Raw genomic sequence first — 19,508 nt, forward strand, 5'->3', positions numbered from 1 at the left:
GTGCGCGGCGCGGACAGCTAGTTCGTCCCGATGCGGCGTGACGATGCGGCGGCGCCGCCGGTCGCGGGATCGATCGCGAGAATGCGGCGCGTCTCGTCCCGGATGACCCGGTGGCAATCGCACCCCTGCCGTTCGAGATTCGCGAGGTCGGTCAGCACGATCGCGCCGCGGTGCTGATCGATCAAGCCCAGTTCGTGAAGCTGCCGCGTCGCTTCGGTGACGGTCTCGCGCCGCACGCCCAGCATCTGGCCGAGCATCCCGTGCGTGACCGGGATCTCGATGCTGCGCGAGCGCTCGTATGCGACCAGCAGCCATCGGCCGAGCTGTTGCCGCATCACGTGATGGCGGCCGCAGAACATCACCTGCGACGCCTGGGAAAGAATCAGCTGCATGCGCATGAACACCTGCTGCCGTATCGCGGCCGACGCGTCGCACGCGCTGGCGAAATGGCGCGCGTACAGCCGGTACGCGAAGCCGCCGCGATAGACGACCACGCGCCGCTCCATCGCGCTGCCGACGACGTCGTCGCACACGACGCCCTCGCGGCCGATTTCCGTCACGCCGAGCGTCATCCTGCCGCCCGCCGTGTACTGCAGCGAAATACCCGCCGTCACGGGAAAATAGGCGGCCTCCAGATCCTCGCCGGCATCGCACAACACCTGACCGGTCTTGAGATTCGCAAGCTGTAAATGCGGCGCCAATTCCGACCGGGTTATTCCATCCAGTGCAGACAGGAAATGATTGGCACCCAGTGCCTGCGGCAGCTCGATGACATTGTTTGCCTGGTGTGTCACGACGCACCTCGTACGTTATATCCCCGCCCTTGGACACCGAAACTTCATAGTGTTTTAAAACCAACCGGCCTTGCCGTTTTCTTTCCGGTGCATTGGGCAAAAAGGTATCACGCAGCCCTGCCGTCATAGGCGTTCGGACCTTGTTACATGAAGTAATTTGACAGTTTCGTCCGCCGCCTGAAGACTCTTGTATCGTCAATCAAATAGTGACTATTTAAATACCGGCCTTATAAAGATGTTTCACCGATGGATCATTGAAAATGGCCCGCAACAACCAATACGCCGGAATGCAATTAACTCTTAAAATCAAAATCACTCCTGCATCGAAATAATGCGGGCTGGGTGGCGTAGCGCACACTTCCCGGACGGCGAACGTGGAACGGGCGGAACGGCGCAGGCGAGTCGGGCGGTGCCGCACGCTACCTCGCGTGCGGTTGCGCGGGCACGGCGCCGCCCGCGTCGAGCGCAGCGGCGCGCAACGCGTCCGCCGGTTCCGGGAAGGCGCGCTGCCGCAGCTGCGTGAGCTGCGCATCGCGCGCGTCGGGCGCAAGCTGCTGCGTGTCGAGGCGCTCGCGTTCGGCCGCGTAGTCGCGATAACGCGCCTGCCACGCATCGTCGTCCTGCCGCAGTTGCACGACGCGTGCGGCGACCTCGGCGCCGAGCTGCGCACGCAGCGCATCGGGCGTCGCACGCTGCGCGTCGAGCCGGGCCACCGTCGAGATCGTCTCCCGCTGCCGCGCCAGTTGCTCGCGTGCATCGCGCATGCTCGGCGGCAGCGACTGATCGAGCGCCGCAAGACGGTCGCGTTTCTGCACGTCGCTCAACGCCGGATCTCGTGCAACCCGGATCCGGTCGAGATCGTCACGCTGCTGCCGCAACTCGGCGCCGAAGAACGGCGTGCTCCAGTCGCCGAGCCAGCGGCTCGCGAGCGTCGCGCGCCGTTCGAGTTCGCCCGCGATCGCATCCGGATCGACAGGCGTGCCGGACTGCACCGCCCCCGGTTCCGGCTGCGCATCGAAGGCAGCGAGGCACGCGCGATAGCGCGGCCACACGTCGAGCGCTTCGCGCCGCGCCGGCGCGCCGATCGGCTGTGCGTCGATCTCGCGCGCGACCAGCGCGTCGAGTGCGGCCGGCGTCAGGTCGTGCTGCGCGAGCAGGAAGTAATCGAAGAAGTCCCGCACCGCATGCGCTTTCGCGAGATGCCCGTCCAGCCCGAGCGGCAGGCGAGGCGCACGCGAACCCGCCAGCGACGCCGGCAGCGCGACATCGGACGCGGCCGGCGCGGGCCGCGGCGCCGCGTCGGGCTTCACGGCGCCGGCGGCCGGCAACGTGACGGCGCGCGGCGAAGCCGCCGGCCGGCCGAGCGCTTGCCAAACCACCGCGGCCGCAACCGCGCCGGCGGCGGCGTAGAGCACCGCGCGAGACAGGATCCTGCGGACCTTCATCGCTCAAACGCCCTGCAGTTTCAGCCGGTTCGCATGCACGCGCAGCGCGGCGACCGGATCTTCCGCATACGCGCCGCGAATGCCGAGCAACTGGTTGATCGCGTCGAAGTGATTCCAGTGGTAGCGCGTCGAGATCACCGTGCCGAACAACGCACTGCAGGTCGACGTGAAGCCGTCGTTAGGTCCCGCGCCGGCCAGCGCCATGATGCCGCCGGCCGTCAGGAACACGAGCGTCGACGGATCCAGCAGGTTCGCCGGATCGAGAACCGGAATCACGCTGGTGTCGACTGCGCCCGTCACGATGCCGAGCAGCGACACCGGCTGGTACGCGGCGCCGCTCCACGAATACAGCAGGTGCGCGTTGCCGCCGATCGTCTCCGACGGCGCGCCGGCGCGGCATGCGCCCGCGCCGAGGCCCGGACTCGGGAACAGCTGGTTGAACTGCGCGGCCTGTGTCGTGCCGAGCGCGTTGAGCGCCGCGATCGCATCCTGGTTCGTGTTGTGCCTGTCGCTGGTCAGGATGCCGAACACGTTCAGCAGCGCGCCGAACACCGGCGTCGCGATGCCGGTCGGGTCGAGCTTCAGCGCGCCGAGCACGAAATCGGCGAACTGCGAGCCGCGGTGCGGGGTGGCGATCGTCGTGACCGACGCGACGAGCGCCGGCGCGACCGACGCAACGTAGCGCGACGTCAGGCCGCCCTGGCTGTGCCCGATCAGGTTTACCTTGGCCGCACCCGTAACCGCGAGCACCTGCTTCACATAGGCGAGCAACTGCTCGCCCCGCCCGCTCGGACCGAGATCGCCCTGGAACCCCGACAGGTCGGCGACGTAGACCGTCGCGCCGTGCCGCTGCAGGTCGGCCTGCATCCCGTACCAGTACGGCACCACGCCGAAATAGTCGTCGGTACCCGTCAGGCCGTGCACGAGGATGATCGGATAGCGGGCGGCCGCGTAGTCGTCGACCGGGGCGCCGGCCGCTGTCTGCGCGCCGGCGGGCGTCGCGGCCAGTCCGGACCCTGCGACCAGCGAGGCGGCCAGCGCGACGCGGGACAGCAGCCGCGCGCACGCGCGCGAAAAACGTCGCGCCGTCGCGGCGCGTCGTTCGATAACGACGTCATGCATGTGCGTTCTCCAGGGTTGCGCGAGCGGCCACCCGCCGCTGCCATGCGATGAACAACGGCGCGCCGACGACTTCGAGCACCGTGAAGCCGACGAACGGCGGCCACGGCAGCCCGAGTGACGCGAGCGAGATCAGCCGGCCGATGCCGCCGAGAAAGATCATCATCCACAGCGTCGCGAACAGCCGCCCCTGGCGCTCGATCGCCGGGATCACCGAGAACGCCGCGAGCCCGAGCCCGAACCAGACGCCCGCGTAGAAGCGCAGGTTGCCGTCGAGCGTCGCGTCGGCCGGCAGCGCGATGCCAAGCGACCCGTACAGCGGATCGTGGATGCCCATCATGCCGAGCACCCCCGTGATCGACGGGACCAGCGCAAGCACGGCAGTCGCCGCCTGAAGCGCGCGTTTGCTCATTCGAACTCTCCTTGCATCATCGATAGAAAATACCCAGTACCTGCACGCTGCTCGACTCGGGCATCGCACCGAAGCGGCTCCACGATGGCCCCCCCTGATGCAGCCATTGCAGCGCGACGTCGAACCGGTCGAAGCGCCGCCGCAGCTCGAGCCAGTATTGCCTGCCGCCGCCGAGATCGGCCTGCACGAAGCCCGACAGATCGAGACGGCGCACGCCGATATTGCGCCATGCGGCCATGAGGAACACGCCGTGACGGGTTTGCAGTTCCTGCGCGGCGATCGACGTCTGCACCGCGCGGCCCCATGCGGCCGCGTTCGCGTGCTGCAGCGAGCGCCATTGCGCGGCGTCCGCGCCACCACCGTTGCTCTGGAATTCGGCGGTCAGCGACAGGTCGACCGGCAGCGTCCACGTCACGCCCGCCGACGAGCTCGTGCGGAATGCGCTGTCGGCCGCCCCATCGGTCGCGCGTGCGATCAGCGAGCGCCGGTAGCCGCCCGTCCATTCGACGTAGGCGACCACCGAGTTGCCGAGCAGCACGCTCAGATTCTGGCCGAACTGCGGCGCCTGCCCGCTTTCGCCGTAGACGATCCATTGCGGCTGGAGCGCCGCGCTCAGCCGCTGGCTCGCGACGAGCATCCAGCGATCGACACCGTTGGTGCGCTGGAGGTCGGACGACGCGGCCGGATCGCCCGGCCGGCTGCGGCGCTCGAGCCGCGGCGACAGCAGCACCGAGAGCGAGCCCGTATCCCACACCTGTTGCGCGCGCAGCGCGACGGTGCCGAGCCGGTTCGTGTGACGGCTGTCCGGATCGGGCGGCACGTCGAGGCTCACCGCGCCCGCGCGAAAGAAATCGGTCGGGTTGTAGCCGATCGCCGCGCCGAGCCGCTCGTTCACGCGCCCCGCGTCGACGACGAAGGTCGGCGTCGTGCGCCAGCTCGCATACGCCTCCTTCACGAGCGTCACGTCGCGTGACGACGTGCGTGACGTGGCGAGCGGATCGAAGCGGTCGAAACGCATCGAGAAGTGCGCGGCGAACGTCGGCGTCAGCCACTGCCCGTATTCGAATTCGATCGACAGCTGGTTGCGCCCGGCATCCCCGCCGTCGCGGTAGCGGCTCGCGCGCAACGCCTCCTGCACGTCGAGCTTCCACGGCTTCGCGGTATCGGCCGGCGCCGCGGCAGGCCGATCGGCGAGATCGAGCGCCGCCGCGTCGGCCGCGCCCACCCCACCCGCGCCACCGGCGCTGCTCGACGCGTCCGCGCCGTCGGCCGCCGCCGCACGCGCGAGCGCCGGCAGCAGCACGCACGCGAGCGCGGCGATTCGACAGCGACGCCGCATCGTCATTGCGCCTGGAAGCGGGACAGGTAGTCGCGCTGCAGCCAGGCATCGGGAATGTCGCGCCACGCGTAGTCGGAGAAACGCATGACGGTGACCCAGTTGCTGTCGAGCCCGTCGATGATGACGGTCTCGGTCGGCCGCTCGACGCCGAGCTGCATCGTGTAGCGCCGGTAGAACGCGGTCTTCAGCAGCCGGTCGCTTTCCGCATAGAAGCGCGCCTTCAGCGGCCGGCTGCTGGCCACGTCGACCCAGAGCTCGATGCGGCGGTACGTCAGCCCATCGCCGTGGCCGGTGAGCGCGAGCCGGTACGCGCGGCGCGTCTGCCGGTCGCCGTCGGCGATATCCTCGATGCCCTTCAGCTCGGCCGTGTAGTCGTGCGCGAGATTGACCGTCACGACGTCGCCGTTCGCGGCCTGCCCGAGCAGCCGCTGATCCGGCGAGATCCGCACGCTCGCCTGGTTCGCGGGATCGTAGAACCACAGGTCGTTGCCGTTCTTCAGCATCAGCTTGCCCGTGTCGCGCGCCGGCGCGACGAAGCGCACCAGCGTGCGGAACGCGCCGCCGGGCGCGTCGGGCTTCGAATAGATCGACAGCGTGTTGCCGTCCACCTGCTTGCCCGACCGGTACTCGATCAGCGTCGCGGTCAGCACGAACGATTTCTCCGGCGTGCGGATCGCGTCGCTCGCCGCGAGCACCTTCTGCGGATCGGGCGCCGGCTGCGCAAGCGCTACGCCGGCCAGGAACGAAAGACTCAGACAGCATGAAACGAACAGGCGACGCACGAGCGCTCTCCCGAAAGTGAAATGAACGAAAAAAACCGCATCGGCACGGCATCACACATGCCGCAGCGCATCGACGATCGACAGCCGTGCCGCGTGCCGCGACGGCAGCCACGCGGACAGGCCGGCCACGCACGCCAGCCCCGCGAACGTAACGGCGATGGTTCGCCACTCGCCCCACACGCGCACCGTGAGCGCGACCGCGTCGATGCGCGCGGGCGGCGTCCATGCCAGCCCGCTGTGATTGACGGCCGCGGCGATCGCGAGCGCGACCAGCACGCCGAGCGATGCGCCGGCCACGCCAAGCAGCGCGCCCTCGCACACGAACAGCGCCTGAATGCCGCCGCGCCGCATGCCCATTGCACGCAGCGTGCCGATCTCGACCGTGCGCTCGATGATCGCGGTGCTCATCGTGTTGCTGATCACGAACAGCACGATCGCACTGATCAGCACGAACACGAAACCGAAGATCACCGAGAACATCCGGTTGGTCTGGTCGTAGAACGGGTTCAGCGTCGCGAAATCGACGACGTCGAGCGGTTGACCGTCGAAGCCGCCGTGCAGCAGCTGCCCGATGCGCGCGCGGGCCGCCGGCAGGTCGGCCGTGCGCGCGAGCTGGATCTCGATCGCGGTTGCGCGCGGCGCGGCGCCGCCGTACACGAGCCGCTGCGCCTGCGGCAGACGCACCGCGAGATACACGTCGTCGAGCTCCTTCACGCCCTGCTGCTCGGCCTTCACGACCGAGAAGCGGCCGACGTTCGGGGCGCCGCCCGCGCTCGCGGTCAGCACTTCGACATGGGTCGCGCCGTCGTCGGCCGGCTGCGTGCCGGCCTCGCCCCGTGCGAGTGCGAGCACGTCGGCCGGCGCATTCGCGTCCGGACCGGCGGCGGCCGGTTCGGCAGGGCCTGGCGGTGCATCGCGGCAATCCGGCACGCGCAGCGGCTCGCACAGATGCAGCACGCGGGCGACGCCGAGACCGACCAGCGCCGCGTCGCCGGCGCTGCCGCGCAGCGCGAACGCGCGCGGCCGCAGCGGGAAACCGTACGCGTTCCACTGCTGCATCCGGTACTGGTCGTCCGGAATCGCACCGAAGCCCATCACGGTGCGCGACACGCCGGCCGCGAAATTGCCGGCGATCCCGCCGAACTGCAGCGTCGGCGTGACGACCTGCAGCAGCGGCGCGAGCTGCGGGTCGCGCCGCAGGGTGTCGATCAGCGCCGGATAATTGCGGATCCCGTATGCGGCCGGATCGCCCGTGCCGTACAGGAAATAGCCCTGCCGCTGGATCTGCAGATGGCCGCTGCGCTGCACGAAGTCGGTCTGCAGCCCGAGCGTGATGTCGCGGCTGAAACCGCCGAACAACAGAATCGCGCTGACACCGACGATCATCGCGAGCAGCGTGGTCAGCGAGCGCCGGCGATTGCGCTGCAGGTTGCGCAGCGCGAGCATCAGTGTGTGGATCATCGGGCCGCCTCCTGCGTCGCCGTGTCGTCGTCGGCCCGTTCCTGGCCGACGATACGGCCGTCGAGAATCCGGATCACCTCGTCGGCAACGCTCACCACCTGCGGATCGTGCGACGACACGATGAACGACACGTCGCGCTCGCGCTGGATCGTGCGCATCAGCGCGATGATCGCGTGCCCGGTCACGCTATCGAGGTTCGCGGTGGGCTCGTCCGCCAGCACCATCGCCGGTTCGGCCGCCAGCGCACGCGCGATCGCGACGCGCTGGCGCTGGCCGCCCGACAGCTGGCTCGGCCGGTGCCGCGCCTTGTCGGCGAGCCCGACCGCATCGAGCAGGTCGCGCACCCGCGCGGCCCGCCTCGCCGGCGCCCAGCCGGCCATCAGCAGCGGATACTCGACGTTCTCGTAAGCGGAGAGCACCGGCAGCAGGTTGAAGGTCTGGAACACGTGGCCGACATGGCGTGCGCGAAAGTCGGACAACGCATCGTCGGACAGCGACGCGGTATCGTGGCCGGCAATCGTCACGCGCCCGCTGTCGGGACGATCGATGCAGCCGATCATGTTCAGCAGCGTCGTCTTGCCGCTGCCCGACGGCCCGCTCAACACGGTGAAGCGGCCGGCATCGAGCGTCGCCGACACGTCGGCGAGCCCGGTCACGCGCACGCTGTCCAGCAGGTAGGTCTTCGACAGGTGTTCGACGTTGACAAGACTCACGACGCACCTCCCGCGCGCGCGGCCGACGCCGGTGCACCTTGGGCCTCTTGCGCGGGGCGCGCTGCCGTTGCCGCCGCGCCCGGCACGGCCGGCAAACTGCCGATCAGCCGCCGCAACTGCAGCCGGTACGCAAAATGCTCGACCTCGATCACGTGCCGCGGCGTGCGATGAAACACGATGCCGCCGCTCCAGTCCGAGCGTCCGCGCCGGATCAGCCGGTCGATCCGCGCGGCCTTGCGCGGCGCCGCGTCGCGGGCACGCAGATAGCGGGCGAGCAGTTGCGCCTGATAGTCCATGAGCGGCCAGTTGCCGGTCGACGTCTGGAACAGCCCGATGAAGAACAGGTCGCGATGCTGCGCGTCGAACATGTTGAGGTACAGCGACGGCTGCTGCTTGTGCCATTGCAGATGAGCCTGGTCGATGAACGGGAAGCTCGGCCGATAGCCGGTCGCGTACACGATCACGTCGACCGGCTCCTCGCGGCCGTCCGCGAACACCACACGGTCGCCCTTCAGTTCGCGCACGTCGGGCCGCGCGTCGAGATCGCCGTGACCCAAGTGGTAGAACAGCGTCGAATTGATGATGAAATGCGACTCGAACAGCTTGTGATCGGGCTTGCGCAGCCCGTAGTCCTCCGGCTGCCCGGCCGTCGTCAGCCGCAGCAGCCGTTCGCCGAAGAAGCGTCGCGCCCACAGCGGCATGCGCAGCCGCAGCGGCCACTCGGCCCACTGGTCGGCCGGAATACCGAACAGGAATTTCGGCCAGTAGTAGTAGCCGCGCCGCGTGCTGTGGAACACCGCGCGCGCATGGTGGGACGCGTCGACCGCGATGTCGCAGCCCGAATTGCCGGCGCCGACCACGAGCACGCGCTTGTCGCGAAAGATCTCCGGCGTGCGGTACTGCGACGAATGCAACTGCAGCCCGTCGAAGCGGCCCGGATAGTCGGGCAACTGCGGATGCGACAGATGGCCGTTGCAGACGATCACGCCGCGGTAGGTGCGCACTTCGCCGCGATCCAGTTCGACGCGCCACTGCGAGCCGCCGGCAACCGGCGCGATCTCGAGCACCGAGCGGCCGAACTCGATCCGGTCGTACACGCCGAAACGGCGCGCGTATGCACGCAGGTACGCAAGCGCCTGATCGCCGCGCGCATACGTCGGATAGTCGTCGGGAATCGGAAAGTCGGTGTACTCCGAAAACCGCTTCGAGCTGATCATGTGGATCGAGCGATACACGGCGCCGCTCGGCCGGCCGTAGTACCAGTTGCCGCCGACGTCGTCCTCGCGCTCGATCACGTCGAAGCCGATCCCGGCCGCGAGCAGGTTCTTCGCGGCGGCGATCCCCGCCGCGCCCGCGCCGATGATGCAGTACCGCGCGCCGTCGTTGCGCTCCGTCATGATGATCTCCTGTTCCGTTCAAAGAGCCGACGCGGCCGCGGCCTGCCTGTCGGTCGCGCCGGCCAGCCGCGCGTCGTGCAGGTCGGCGATCAATGCGCCGCCGCGATCGGCGATCGCGAAGCGCCCGTGCGGATAGCGCAACAACAGTTCGGCATCGCCGGCCTGCACGGCGCCGAACACGATGCGGCCGATGCGCCAGGTGCGGGGCGGCTCGCCGTCGTCGGGCCATGCGCCGAGCAGCACGTTCAATACGTTCTCCAGATGATTGACCGGCAGCCACAACTGCGGGCACGGCGCCGCGCCGCACTCGTCGCCGTCGCCCGGCGCGCGCCACAGCGCGTCGGCGTCGGCGGCCCTGACCTGCGCGATTGCGCCGCTCCATCGCGCCTCGGGCAGCAGGTCGCCGCGCCAGCTCGCGCGCGCGGTCGGCCGGACCGCATCGTCCCGCGCATCGTGCGGCGGCGTCACCATCACGCCTGCCGGCGGACGGCTTCGGTAGACGAACGTCGCATCGAGCAGCGCGCGGCCGGCAAGCGATGCGCAACGCACCGTCACGCGCCAGCCGCCGTCGGCCATGCGGCCGGTCACGTCGGAGTCGAGCGCGAGATCGCCGTGGCCATCGATCGCGTCGGCGAGCGCGTCGAGCGCCATCGTCACGTCGACGGCCTCGTGCAGGTAAGCGCGCTCGCCGTCGGGCGGCGCGACCCAGTCGGCGGCGACGCGCGCGTGCTCGAGCAACAACGATGCGGGCGCCGCCGCGCGGCCGCCCAAGCGGAATGCGCGCACATAGGGCGCGCCGGCCACGCGAAAGCGCGTCGAGAAAAACGCGAACGGCCGGAACCGTCGCGGTTCGCCCGCATGGTGCCGGCGTGTCGCCAGTTCGCCGAGATTCGGCAAACCGTCGACCGCATCGAAGCCGCGCAGCTGGATCGGCGTCAGCGCACGGCCGACCGCGCCGATGTACATCGGTTCGCCGCCGCCGGACGTTGCGGCCGTCGTAGTGGCCGCGAGTTCCGCCAGCCAGTGACGCACGCCGTCGGCGATGGGCATCGGCGTCACATAGCGCCGCGTGACGGCAAGGTTGGTGATCATGCCGACGCCGTCCCACGTCGGCCACACGAGCGTCTTCGCGGCCCGCGCGGGCGAATCGCGGCGCGCCCACCAGCCAAGCCGCGCGAGGGCCTCGTTCGCCGCCGCATAGTCGGTCTCGCCCGTCATGCCGCCCCAGCGGCCTGTCAGCGAACCGACGTTGATGAAGCAGTCGACACGCGGCCGCTCGCGCACCGCCGCATACAGGTTCATGAACCCGAGCACCTTCACGCGCACGGTCCCGACGAACTCGTCCGCGGACTTGCGCGGCAACCGCACCGGCTGATCGATGCCGGCGTTGTGGATCACGCCGCGCAGTCGCGCGCCGAATTCGTCGCACAGCGCGCGCACGGCGTTCGCGTCGGTCACATCGCATACGCGGTAGCGCACCGGCAGGCCGAGCGCGGCCGCGGCGTCGAGCGACGCCCAGAGCTCGCGGCGCCGCTCGAGTTGCTGCAGCGTGAGCCGGATCGCCTTCGGCGACCGTTCCGGCGTCGCCTGACGCAGCAGGTCGAGCCCGTAGCGCTTGAAGCCTGCGTCGTCGAGCGCGAGCCACGGCTCGTCGCCGGCCGGCAGCGCGTCGCGGCCGGTGACGACCACCGTGCAGCGATGACGCTTCGCGATCTCGCAGGCGGCCAGGAACCCGATGCCGCGCGCGCCGCCCGAGAACAGCACGACGTCGTCGGGCCCCCAGTCGGGCGCCGCTTGCGGCGGCAGGTCGTCGCGGGTCGCGACGAGCGTGTGGCGGCGCCCGCCGCGATGGCCGACCTCGAAGCGCCCCCAGCGATACAGCTCACGCGCGATCAACCCGTCGACGCGGCCTGTTTCGTCCGGCGCGACGTCCAGCACGCGCACATTGCAGTTCGGCAACTCCTGCGGCAGCGTCTTCGCGAGCCCCGCCCACAGTCCACCGAGCGGCTGCACGAGCAGGCCGTCGCCGTATCCCATCAATCCGTCCTGCCAGGTCAGCGCAAGATAGAACAGCCGCGACGTCGCCTCCTCCTGCACCCAGTCGCCGTAGCACGCCTGCAGCAACGCGACCGTGCGGCGCAGCGGCGCCTCCCACTGATCGCGCACGTCGAGTGCAAACGGCGCTTCGACACCGAGATCGACGATGCCGTCGAACGGCCCCGACTGCACGACGAACGCGCCAGCGGCGGACGCCGGATCCACGTCGTCGGCCGGTGCGAACACAACCGGCTTCGCACACGCGCGCGTGAGCGCCGCCACCACGCGCTCGACCGTGCGGCCGAGGCCGTTGACGATCGCGATCCGCTTGCCGCCCAGCTCGGCCGCCGGCAGCTCGGGCAGCGGCTCGATCTGGACCGGCCGCCAGGTGAAGCGGTGGGTCGGCGCGTCGTGGGCGTCAGCGCCGGTGTCGTGCGGTGCCGCGGGTGCCGTCGCATCGCGTTGCAGAAACGCCAACACGCCCGGCGCGAGCGCCGGTCCGGCGGCAAGCCCGAGCCCGACAGCCGGTGACGCGCTTGCCGTCGGCTCGCCGCCGGACGTCGGCGCCTGCGCCTGCGCGCCCGCGAACGGACACGCCGCACCGTGCGAAGCAGGCGCGTGCGCGTCGTGCCTCGCCTGCGCGGCGCCCGCCCGCTCGCGTGACCTCGGCCGCGCGACCAGTTGGATCCCGTCGCGCGGGCGCAACGAAATCGTCGCGCCGGTGTCGAGCGAACGACCGGGCACCGCGCTCAGGTCGACATGCTGCGCGACCACCGCGATCAGCACGCGCATCTGCAGCAGCGCGGTCTGATAGCCGATGCACTTGCGCATTCCGCCGCCGAATGGGAAATACGCATACTTGTGCCGCTCCGGCGCGTGCAATCCGAAGTTCTCCGGATCGAATGCGTCCGGGTTGGCCCACAGCGCCGGATGACGATGCGTGACGTACGGCGACATGAATACCGACGACCCGGCCGGCATGTGATATCCGCCGATCTCGTCGTCGTCGACCAGGTCGCGCGTGAAGCCCCAGATCGGCGGATAGAGACGCAGGATCTCGTCGACGGTCTGCACCAGATACGGCAGGCGCGCGATGTCGCCGGCGTCGGGCGCGCGGCCGCCGAGCACCGAATCGAGCTCGTCACGCAGCCGGCGCAGCACGTGCGGATGCTGCGCGAGCGCGTACAGGCCCCACGCCATGCCGCTGCCGGTGGTCTCGTGGCCGGCGAGGAACACCGTCATCACCTCGTCGTGCACTTCGCGCTCGGTCAGCGGCGCGCCCGTGTCGGGGTCGCGCGCGGTGAGCAGCAGCGAGATCACGTCGCTCGGCTCACTGCGCCCCGCCTGATGCTCGGCGACGATCGCATCGATGATCGTGTCGATGCCGCGCCGCGCGTGCGCGACCCGGCGATTGAACGGCGTCGGCATCCAGCGCGGCACGAAGTCGTTCATGTTGCCCTGCGGCATCATCGCCTCGATGCCGAAGCGCACGGCCGGCCCGACCGCGTCCGCGTGCCGCGAAATGTCGGCGTTGAACAGCATCAGCCCGAGCATGCGCAGGCTCACGCGCATCATTTCCTCGACGACGTCGAACGGCGCATGCGCGGGCTGCTTCAGCCAGCGCTCGACGAGCGCGAGCGCCGCGTCGCCGACGGCGGCCGTATGCGACTCCACCTGCCTGCGGTGAAAAAGCGGCTGCACGACGCGCCGGTGACGCCGCCAGAACTCGCCGTCAGTCGTCAGCAGGCCGTCGCCGAAGAACATCTTGAAGTTGTCGTAGAAGCGGCCGCGCACGTAGTTGCGGTGATTCTCCTGCAGCACGTGCTGGACGCCGTCCGGATGCGCGAGCGCATGGGTCAGGAACGGGCCCAGCCGGTTGCGGGCGATGTCGCCGTACTGCTGCTGCAACTTCAGCAGCATCGTGACGGGATTACGCTTGTATTCCGCGAGATTGCCCATCACGACGCTGCCGCGCGGGCCGGGTGCGAGACGCTTCATGCTCATGCGGACACCTGTTCGGAAGCCGCGTGCGCGGCGAGTTGCGCATCGATCTCGCCGCGCGCGGCAAACGCACCGGTCACCCGGTGGACGTAGCCGATCACGATGCCCGTCACGTCGCGCATCTGCATCAGGATCCTGCCGTCCGGGCGCACCGCGACGAACCGGTTGCCGCTGCTCGCCGGCCCTTCGAGCGCGAACGCGCGCGGCGTCACACGCAGCGCGATCGACGCGTGACGGCTCGACAGCTCGCAGTCGTTGCCGGCTTCGTACAGGTCGATGCGGCCGATCGACATCGGCGCCGCGAGCGGAATGTAATCGCCGGCGACATGATCGAGCGCCGCTACGCGCGCGAGCCCGTCGAGCAGGATGCTCGGCACCACGAAGCGCGAGAACACCGGATCTTCGGCCGGCACGTTCAGCCGGAAACGCGCCTGCTTGCCCGCATCGCTCATGCCGGTGTCGGTCGTCGACACGAACATGCCGGTCAGGCGCACGGGCGCCGCGTCGAAGTGGTACGGATCGGCCACCGGCGTGAATGCGCCGCCCGACGGCTCGCTCCATACGGGCGCCGGCGCATACGCTGCGGCCAGGCGCACGGTGATCTCGAAGTGCGGCTTGTCGCGCACGAGCAGCTGGCCTCCCGGCGCCAGGACGTCGCCGGCAATCCGCACGTGCACGAGCACGGCGTCGCCGTCGCGCGATGCGATCCGCGCGTGAATGCGCTTCACACTCGGCCGCTTCGCGTCGTAGACGCGCAGGAAGTGCAGGAACCGCGCGTCCGCGAACCCGACGACCTTGAGCCCGGGCACGAGCCGCAGCGCGGCCTCCGCGGCCACTTCGGGCACGAACGTGCCGGGCAGCGTCGGAAACCCGTTGACGACGTGATGCTGCAAGTACGCGTCACGGTCGAGATCGAACACGCGCTCGAAGGTCACGCTGTCGTCGGTGCGCGCGAGTTCGGCGCCCAGATAGAAATCCGGCTCGCGCGACGCGGCGACAGCCGGTGCCGCTTCATCGAGATCGAAGTAGCCGGGCAGATGCGTTTCGATCGCACGCCGCTCGGCATCGCCCAGGTGCACGGACATCGCCGCACGCTCGCCGAGACCGAGTTCGCGCATGAAGTGATGCTGCCCTTCCGCGGTTCGCATGCTCGTGAACAGGCCGCTCTTCTCGAGAAACGCACGCGTGACCGGGTTCGAGCCGAGCCCCACCGAGCGCCACAGTGTCCAGCCGATCGTGAACTCGTCGTGGCCGAGCGCCGCGCGGTGATACGACGCCTGCGTGTTCAGGAAATCGTTGCCCGACGCGTAGTCGGTTTCGCCCGCCTGGCCCGTCAGGCCGATGAACGACCCGAAGTTGCACCACAGCCGCGGCTGCCGCGCACCGAACGCGTTGCGCAGGTTCCAGTAGCCGCGCACCTTGATGTCGCGCACCGCGACGAAATCGCCGAGCGACTTCACGAGCACCGACGCGGAACGATTCAGCCCGGCCGCGTTGACCAGCAGGTCGACGCGCGACTCGCGCGCGAGAATCGTGTCGATGGCCGTACGCACGCTGTCGGGATCCAGCACGTCCGCGCGCAGGTACGTCACGCGATGCGCGCCGCTGAATGCGCGCATCGCCTCGATGTTCATGCATGCGGTGCGTGCGTCGGCGCGCCGCTCGAACGCGCGGATGATCGCCGGCAGCGGCCGTTCCGGATGCAGCGCCTTTTGCTGGCGGATGTAGTCGGGGCGGCTCTTCGCGAACGCTTCGTCGTCCTTCGCGAGCAGGTCGGCATCGATGTCGTCGAGCGCGCTGCTGCCGATCAGGTACAGCGTCGGGCGCACGTACGCGGCCAGCGTCTTCATCAACTCGCCGGTGATCCCGCGCGCGCCGCCCACGGCGACGACGACCGCGTCCGGGCCGAGCGACAGGCGCTCGTCGGCGCGCAGTTCGCCCGCGTCCTCGATCACGCGCGGCGTGCGGCGACGGCCGCCGCCCAGTGCGACGACCGGCAGCCAGTGGCGTGCGCCGCTTTCGCGCTCGGCTTCGCGCAGCGCGTCGGGCAGCACGGGTGTATCGGTCAGCACCGCCACCGGGCGCGCTTCCGGCATCTCGATCGCGAGCGCCTTCACGAGACCGGTGAAGAGGCCCGCATCCGGATGCGGCACCTCGCCGGCAAGCGCATCGAGCAGCAATGCGACGAACGTGCCGTCACGCTTGAGCGCGGCATGGCAACGCTTGATTGCGAGGAAGGCGAGATCGTGCAGCGCGAGCCGCTCGGGCGAGGCGGGTGCCGCGGCGCCCGGCGCGAGCGTGCCCGTGTCGAGCGACGTGAGCACGCGCACGTGGCCGATGTCGTCGGGCAGCCCGTCGAGCACCGTTTCGTCGATCCGCTCGATCCAGTGCCAGCCGGGCCGGCGCGCGGCGAACGGACGCGTCGACAGCACCACGCAGCCGGCGCCCGGATCGGCCTGCGCGGCCAGCGCGTCGGGCATGTCGGTGACGATCAAGCAGCGCGGCGCGATGAATGGCGTCGAGCGCCCCGCCGGCCGCCACGGCGCATCGCGCCATTCGATCCGGTATCGCGCAACGCCGAGCGGTTCGCCGTCGGCCGCGACGCCGGTCCGGCGCAGCGCGCCGGGCAGCAACGTGCCGGGCGCAGCGACTGCGGTCGGCGCTGCCTGCACCGGCTGCACCGGCGGGGCCGCGGATTGCGGCTCGCGCGGTTCATGCGGCGGGGCCGCTTGCGCGGCGGCCGGTTCGCACGCGACGTGCAGCGCATAGCGCAGGCGGTCGCCGCCGCTGTCGCGCGCCAGCGTCGTGTCGGTCGTACGAACCACGAGCGCGCGAAGCACGTCGATCGCTGAATCTGCGCCCGCGTACGTGACCGCACGGCCCGTCGCGTCGCACGGGGCGGCCGGCTCGACCGCGGCACGCGCGTCGCCGCCGCCGACCACCGCGAGCACCGGCAGCCCCTCGGCCCGTGCGCGTCGCGCGGTCGTCACGGCGAACAGCACGATGCCCTCCGCGAGCGGCAGCCCGAAGGCCGGACTCACCTCCTCCGCGACGTTGCCGTTGATTCCGCCGACGATCGCCATGTCGAGCTCGCCGCTGCACAGGAAGCGCTCGGCCGCCTCGAATGCGGCCAGCGTCGACGCGTGGCCCGCATCGACCGTCATGTTCATCCCGTGCAGATCGTGGTAGTTCGCGACGCGTGCCGGAATCACGTTCGGCATCATCCCGGGGAACGAGTTTTCGGTGGTCGGCGCGACGAGTCGTTGCGTCGTCTCGCGCAGGCCGTTCAACAGGCGTTCGGTCTGCGCGTGCTCGTCCGGCCGCGTCGCGGCGAGCACCGCCGTCGAGATGTCGTCGAGATAGCAGCGGCTCGCATACAGCGCCGCGTTGCGCGTGGGGCCCATATGTCCCATCACGAGCCCGATCGTGTCCGCATGCGCGCCCCAGAACGTGCCGAGGCGTTCGCGCAGATCGTGCGCGGCGTCGAGCGCCATCAACTGGCAGCGGTCGAGCGCGCGCAGCACGGCCGGCGGCATCTTCACGCGCGCGAAACTCGGCAGCGGATAGCCGATTCCGAAGCTCGCATCGGGCGCACGGCCTTCGCCGCGAAGCCACGCCGCGACCTGCGCGTCGCCGTCGAGGCCGGGAAACTTCGCCGCCCACCCGACGATCGCGAGCGGTTCACGCCTGAAGCGGCCGCTCGCCTCGCCGGCAGGCAGATCGGCGCGGTACTCCGACACGATCAGGTGACCGTTCGTGCCGCCGAATCCGAACCCGGACACCGCCGCGACGCGCGCCGAATCGCGCCGCACCGGCCACGACACCGGCGCCACAGGAATCCGCAGACTGGTGCCGCCGATGTCGAATTCCGACGGCGGCTCGCTGAAGCGGTGCTGCGGCGGAATCACCTGATGCCGCAAGCCGAGCAGCACCTGGATCACCGATACGACGCCCGCCGCCCAGCCCGTATGCCCGACCAGCGACTTGTTCGACGTCACGTGCACCGGACGATCGCGCCGGATCGCGTCGCGCAGGCTCTGGAATTCGGCGAGATCGCCGGCCGGCGTGCCGGTGGCGTGCGCGACAACCCAGTCGACGTCGGCCGGCACCGCCGCAGTGCGCGCGTACGCGCGGTCGATCGCGATGCGCTGGCCGGACGAGTTCGGCGCGTAGATCGCCTTGCCCTTGCCGTCCGACGACGAGCCGAACGATTTGAGCACGCCGAGAATGCGGTCGCCGTCCGCGCGCGCCCGTGCGACGCGCTTCAGGATCACGACGCCCGCGCCGTCCGCGAACAGCACGCCGTCGCAGTCGCGATCGAGCGGCCGCACCTCGCCGCTGCGCGACAGCCCGTGCAGCTTCGAAAACAGGATCGAGCCGCGCGGAGCGAGCGCGAATGCGCCGCCGCATGCGACCACGTCCTGCTTGCCGAGCAGCAGCGCCTTGATCCCGAGGTCGATCGAATACAGCGACGACGAGCACGCGGTGTCGACCATCATGTACTGCGCGTCGTCCGGCAGCACGCCCTTCATCGCGTTCAGGCCGACACGGTGCGGGAAGAACGATGCGAGATCGCCCGCGCCGCGCGCATAGCGCGCACTCAGCACCGCATCGATCGCGGCCACGCGGCGCGCGCGCTCCGCCGCGTCGACGCCGGCGTCGATCAGCACCGCGTTCAGCCGCGCGCGTGCGGCGGCCAGCACCATCCCTTCCTCGAGATGCTGGCTGCCGTCCGCCGTGTAGCCGACGAGGAACGCGACGCGATCGGCATCGCGCAGCGTCACGCCCTCGAGCGACTGGCACAGCGCGTGGCGCAGCCACAGCGTCGTGAGTTCGCGCGGTGCGGTGCCGGCGTCGAGCTCGGCGCGCACCGTCGCGCACGGTTCGAACTGCTCGATGAAGACCGAGCGCGACTGATAGCTCTTGTCTTGCGCCGACGTATCGGGCGAATAGAACGAGCGGTAATCCCACCGGTCCGGCGGCACGTTGCCGAACAGCTCCGGGCCGTCCAGCAGCGCGCGCCAGAACGCGTCCGGATCGCTCGCGCCGGGCAATGCGACGCCCATGCCGACCACGGCGATGTCGTCACTGTCCGGCGCGTCGTCGGCCGGCGCGGCCGTACTTTCCGCCGGCGCCTCAGCCGGTTGCGCCACGGCGGCCGCCGCCGGTTCGGCACTCGCCCATTCGGCGCGAGGCGACAACCCCTCGCTGCACAGCGACAACCCGCCGTCCGCGACGACCACCTGCCCGGTAATCCAGCGCGCGGCATCCGACGCGAGAAACACGACGAGATCGGCGAGGTCTTCCGCGCGCGCGAGCCGCTTCAGCGGCGTCGCCGCGATGCTCGAACGCTTGGTGTTCTCCGGGTCCGGAAACTGCGCGGCGACGTCACCGTCGATCAGCGTCGACGATGCGCCGTTCACGCGAATGTCGCGGCCCGCGTATTCGACCGCGAGATAGCGCGTCAACGATTCGAGCGCCGCCTTCGCGGTGCCGACGACGAGATAGTTCGCGGGCACGAGCGTCGCGCCCACCGACGATACGTTGACGATCGCGCCGCCGCCCGAGCGCGCCATCAACGCCGCGGCGCGGCGCGCGCACCAGAACGCGCCCTTCAGGTTGGTGTCGAGCGCGCGATCGAAATGCTCGGCGCCGATCTCGTCGACACCGAGCAGCGCGCCGGACGCCGCATTGTTGACGAGCACGTCGAGGCGCCCGTAGCGCCGTTCGATCTCGTCGAACATCCGGTCGACCTGCGCCTGCTGCGCGACGGACGCGCGGATCACGTCGACGGTCGCGCCGAGCGCGCGCAGTTCGTCGGCCGTCTCCTTCGACGCGTCGAGCGAATGGAAGAAATTCAGGATCACGTGCGCGCCCTGCTCGGCGAACCGCCTGCAGATCGCCTTGCCCACGTTTTTCGCACCGCCCGTCACGAGAACGAGCTTGCCGCGCATGCTGGTATTCGACATGGATCGCCTGCCTTTCGATAACTTTTGATGACGGGCAGG

The 19,508-nt window shown here is 70.0% G+C and carries 11 protein-coding genes; all 11 read right to left on the reverse strand.

The annotated features are described in order from the left end of the window. Positions 1 to 17: 17 nt before the first annotated feature. Positions 18 to 794, reverse strand: a complete 777-nt coding sequence (locus tag FFS49_RS30640; protein ID WP_071334274.1) for a Crp/Fnr family transcriptional regulator — start codon at positions 792 to 794, stop codon at positions 18 to 20. A gap of 419 nt (positions 795 to 1,213) precedes the next feature. Then, positions 1,214 to 2,239, reverse strand: coding sequence for a lipase secretion chaperone (locus FFS49_RS30645; protein ID WP_105816866.1), 1,026 nt, complete (start codon positions 2,237 to 2,239; stop codon positions 1,214 to 1,216). A 3-nt stretch (positions 2,240 to 2,242) separates the two neighbouring features. Next, complete coding sequence (locus tag FFS49_RS30650) at positions 2,243 to 3,361, reverse strand: triacylglycerol lipase (RefSeq protein ID WP_105816867.1); 1,119 nt, start codon at positions 3,359 to 3,361, stop codon at positions 2,243 to 2,245. Beyond that, positions 3,354 to 3,770, reverse strand: a complete 417-nt coding sequence (locus FFS49_RS30655; RefSeq protein WP_071334272.1) for a DUF4345 domain-containing protein — start codon at positions 3,768 to 3,770, stop codon at positions 3,354 to 3,356. The genes FFS49_RS30650 and FFS49_RS30655 overlap by 8 nt, the downstream gene beginning before the upstream one ends. 16 nt (positions 3,771 to 3,786) lie before the next feature. Then, positions 3,787 to 5,115, reverse strand: a complete 1,329-nt coding sequence (locus FFS49_RS30660; RefSeq protein ID WP_105816868.1) for a hypothetical protein — start codon at positions 5,113 to 5,115, stop codon at positions 3,787 to 3,789. After that, entirely contained in the window at positions 5,112 to 5,891 is a 780-nt protein-coding gene (locus tag FFS49_RS30665; RefSeq protein ID WP_071334270.1) for an outer membrane lipoprotein-sorting protein, read from the reverse strand. The genes FFS49_RS30660 and FFS49_RS30665 overlap by 4 nt, the downstream gene beginning before the upstream one ends. A gap of 51 nt (positions 5,892 to 5,942) precedes the next feature. Further along, positions 5,943 to 7,349, reverse strand: a complete 1,407-nt coding sequence (locus FFS49_RS30670) for an FtsX-like permease family protein (protein ID WP_105816885.1) — start codon at positions 7,347 to 7,349, stop codon at positions 5,943 to 5,945. After that, positions 7,349 to 8,065, reverse strand: coding sequence for an ABC transporter ATP-binding protein (locus tag FFS49_RS30675; protein ID WP_105816869.1), 717 nt, complete (start codon positions 8,063 to 8,065; stop codon positions 7,349 to 7,351). Before FFS49_RS30675 ends, FFS49_RS30670 begins: the two co-directional genes overlap by 1 nt. Further along, a complete protein-coding gene (locus FFS49_RS30680; protein ID WP_105816870.1) occupies positions 8,062 to 9,462 on the reverse strand; it encodes an NAD(P)-binding domain-containing protein in 1,401 nt (466 codons plus the stop codon). The genes FFS49_RS30675 and FFS49_RS30680 overlap by 4 nt, the downstream gene beginning before the upstream one ends. A gap of 18 nt (positions 9,463 to 9,480) precedes the next feature. Next, entirely contained in the window at positions 9,481 to 13,503 is a 4,023-nt protein-coding gene (locus FFS49_RS30685; protein WP_105816871.1) for a cytochrome P450, read from the reverse strand. Beyond that, positions 13,500 to 19,469: an SDR family oxidoreductase gene (locus FFS49_RS30690; protein WP_105816872.1), complete on the reverse strand. Its 5,970-nt coding sequence runs from the start codon at positions 19,467 to 19,469 to the stop codon at positions 13,500 to 13,502. Before FFS49_RS30690 ends, FFS49_RS30685 begins: the two co-directional genes overlap by 4 nt. Positions 19,470 to 19,508: the final 39 nt, after the last annotated feature.

The sequence above is a fragment of the Burkholderia sp. 4NA327C6 genome, assembly GCF_005502655.1.
GTDB classification, from domain to species: domain Bacteria; phylum Pseudomonadota; class Gammaproteobacteria; order Burkholderiales; family Burkholderiaceae; genus Burkholderia; species Burkholderia contaminans.

Excerpts from the sequence above, each read along its gene's own strand:
- FFS49_RS30660 (WP_105816868.1), bottom strand. The coding sequence starts at position 5,115 with ATGACGATGCGGCGTCGCTGTCGAATCGCCGCGCTCGCGTGCGTGCTG.
- FFS49_RS30680 (WP_105816870.1), bottom strand. The coding sequence starts at position 9,462 with ATGACGGAGCGCAACGACGGCGCGCGGTACTGCATCATCGGCGCGGGC.
- FFS49_RS30690 (WP_105816872.1), bottom strand. The coding sequence starts at position 19,469 with ATGTCGAATACCAGCATGCGCGGCAAGCTCGTTCTCGTGACGGGCGGT.
- FFS49_RS30685 (WP_105816871.1), bottom strand. The coding sequence starts at position 13,503 with ATGAGCATGAAGCGTCTCGCACCCGGCCCGCGCGGCAGCGTCGTGATG.
- FFS49_RS30655 (WP_071334272.1), bottom strand. The coding sequence starts at position 3,770 with ATGAGCAAACGCGCGCTTCAGGCGGCGACTGCCGTGCTTGCGCTGGTC.
- FFS49_RS30645 (WP_105816866.1), bottom strand. The coding sequence starts at position 2,239 with ATGAAGGTCCGCAGGATCCTGTCTCGCGCGGTGCTCTACGCCGCCGCC.
- FFS49_RS30650 (WP_105816867.1), bottom strand. The coding sequence starts at position 3,361 with ATGCATGACGTCGTTATCGAACGACGCGCCGCGACGGCGCGACGTTTT.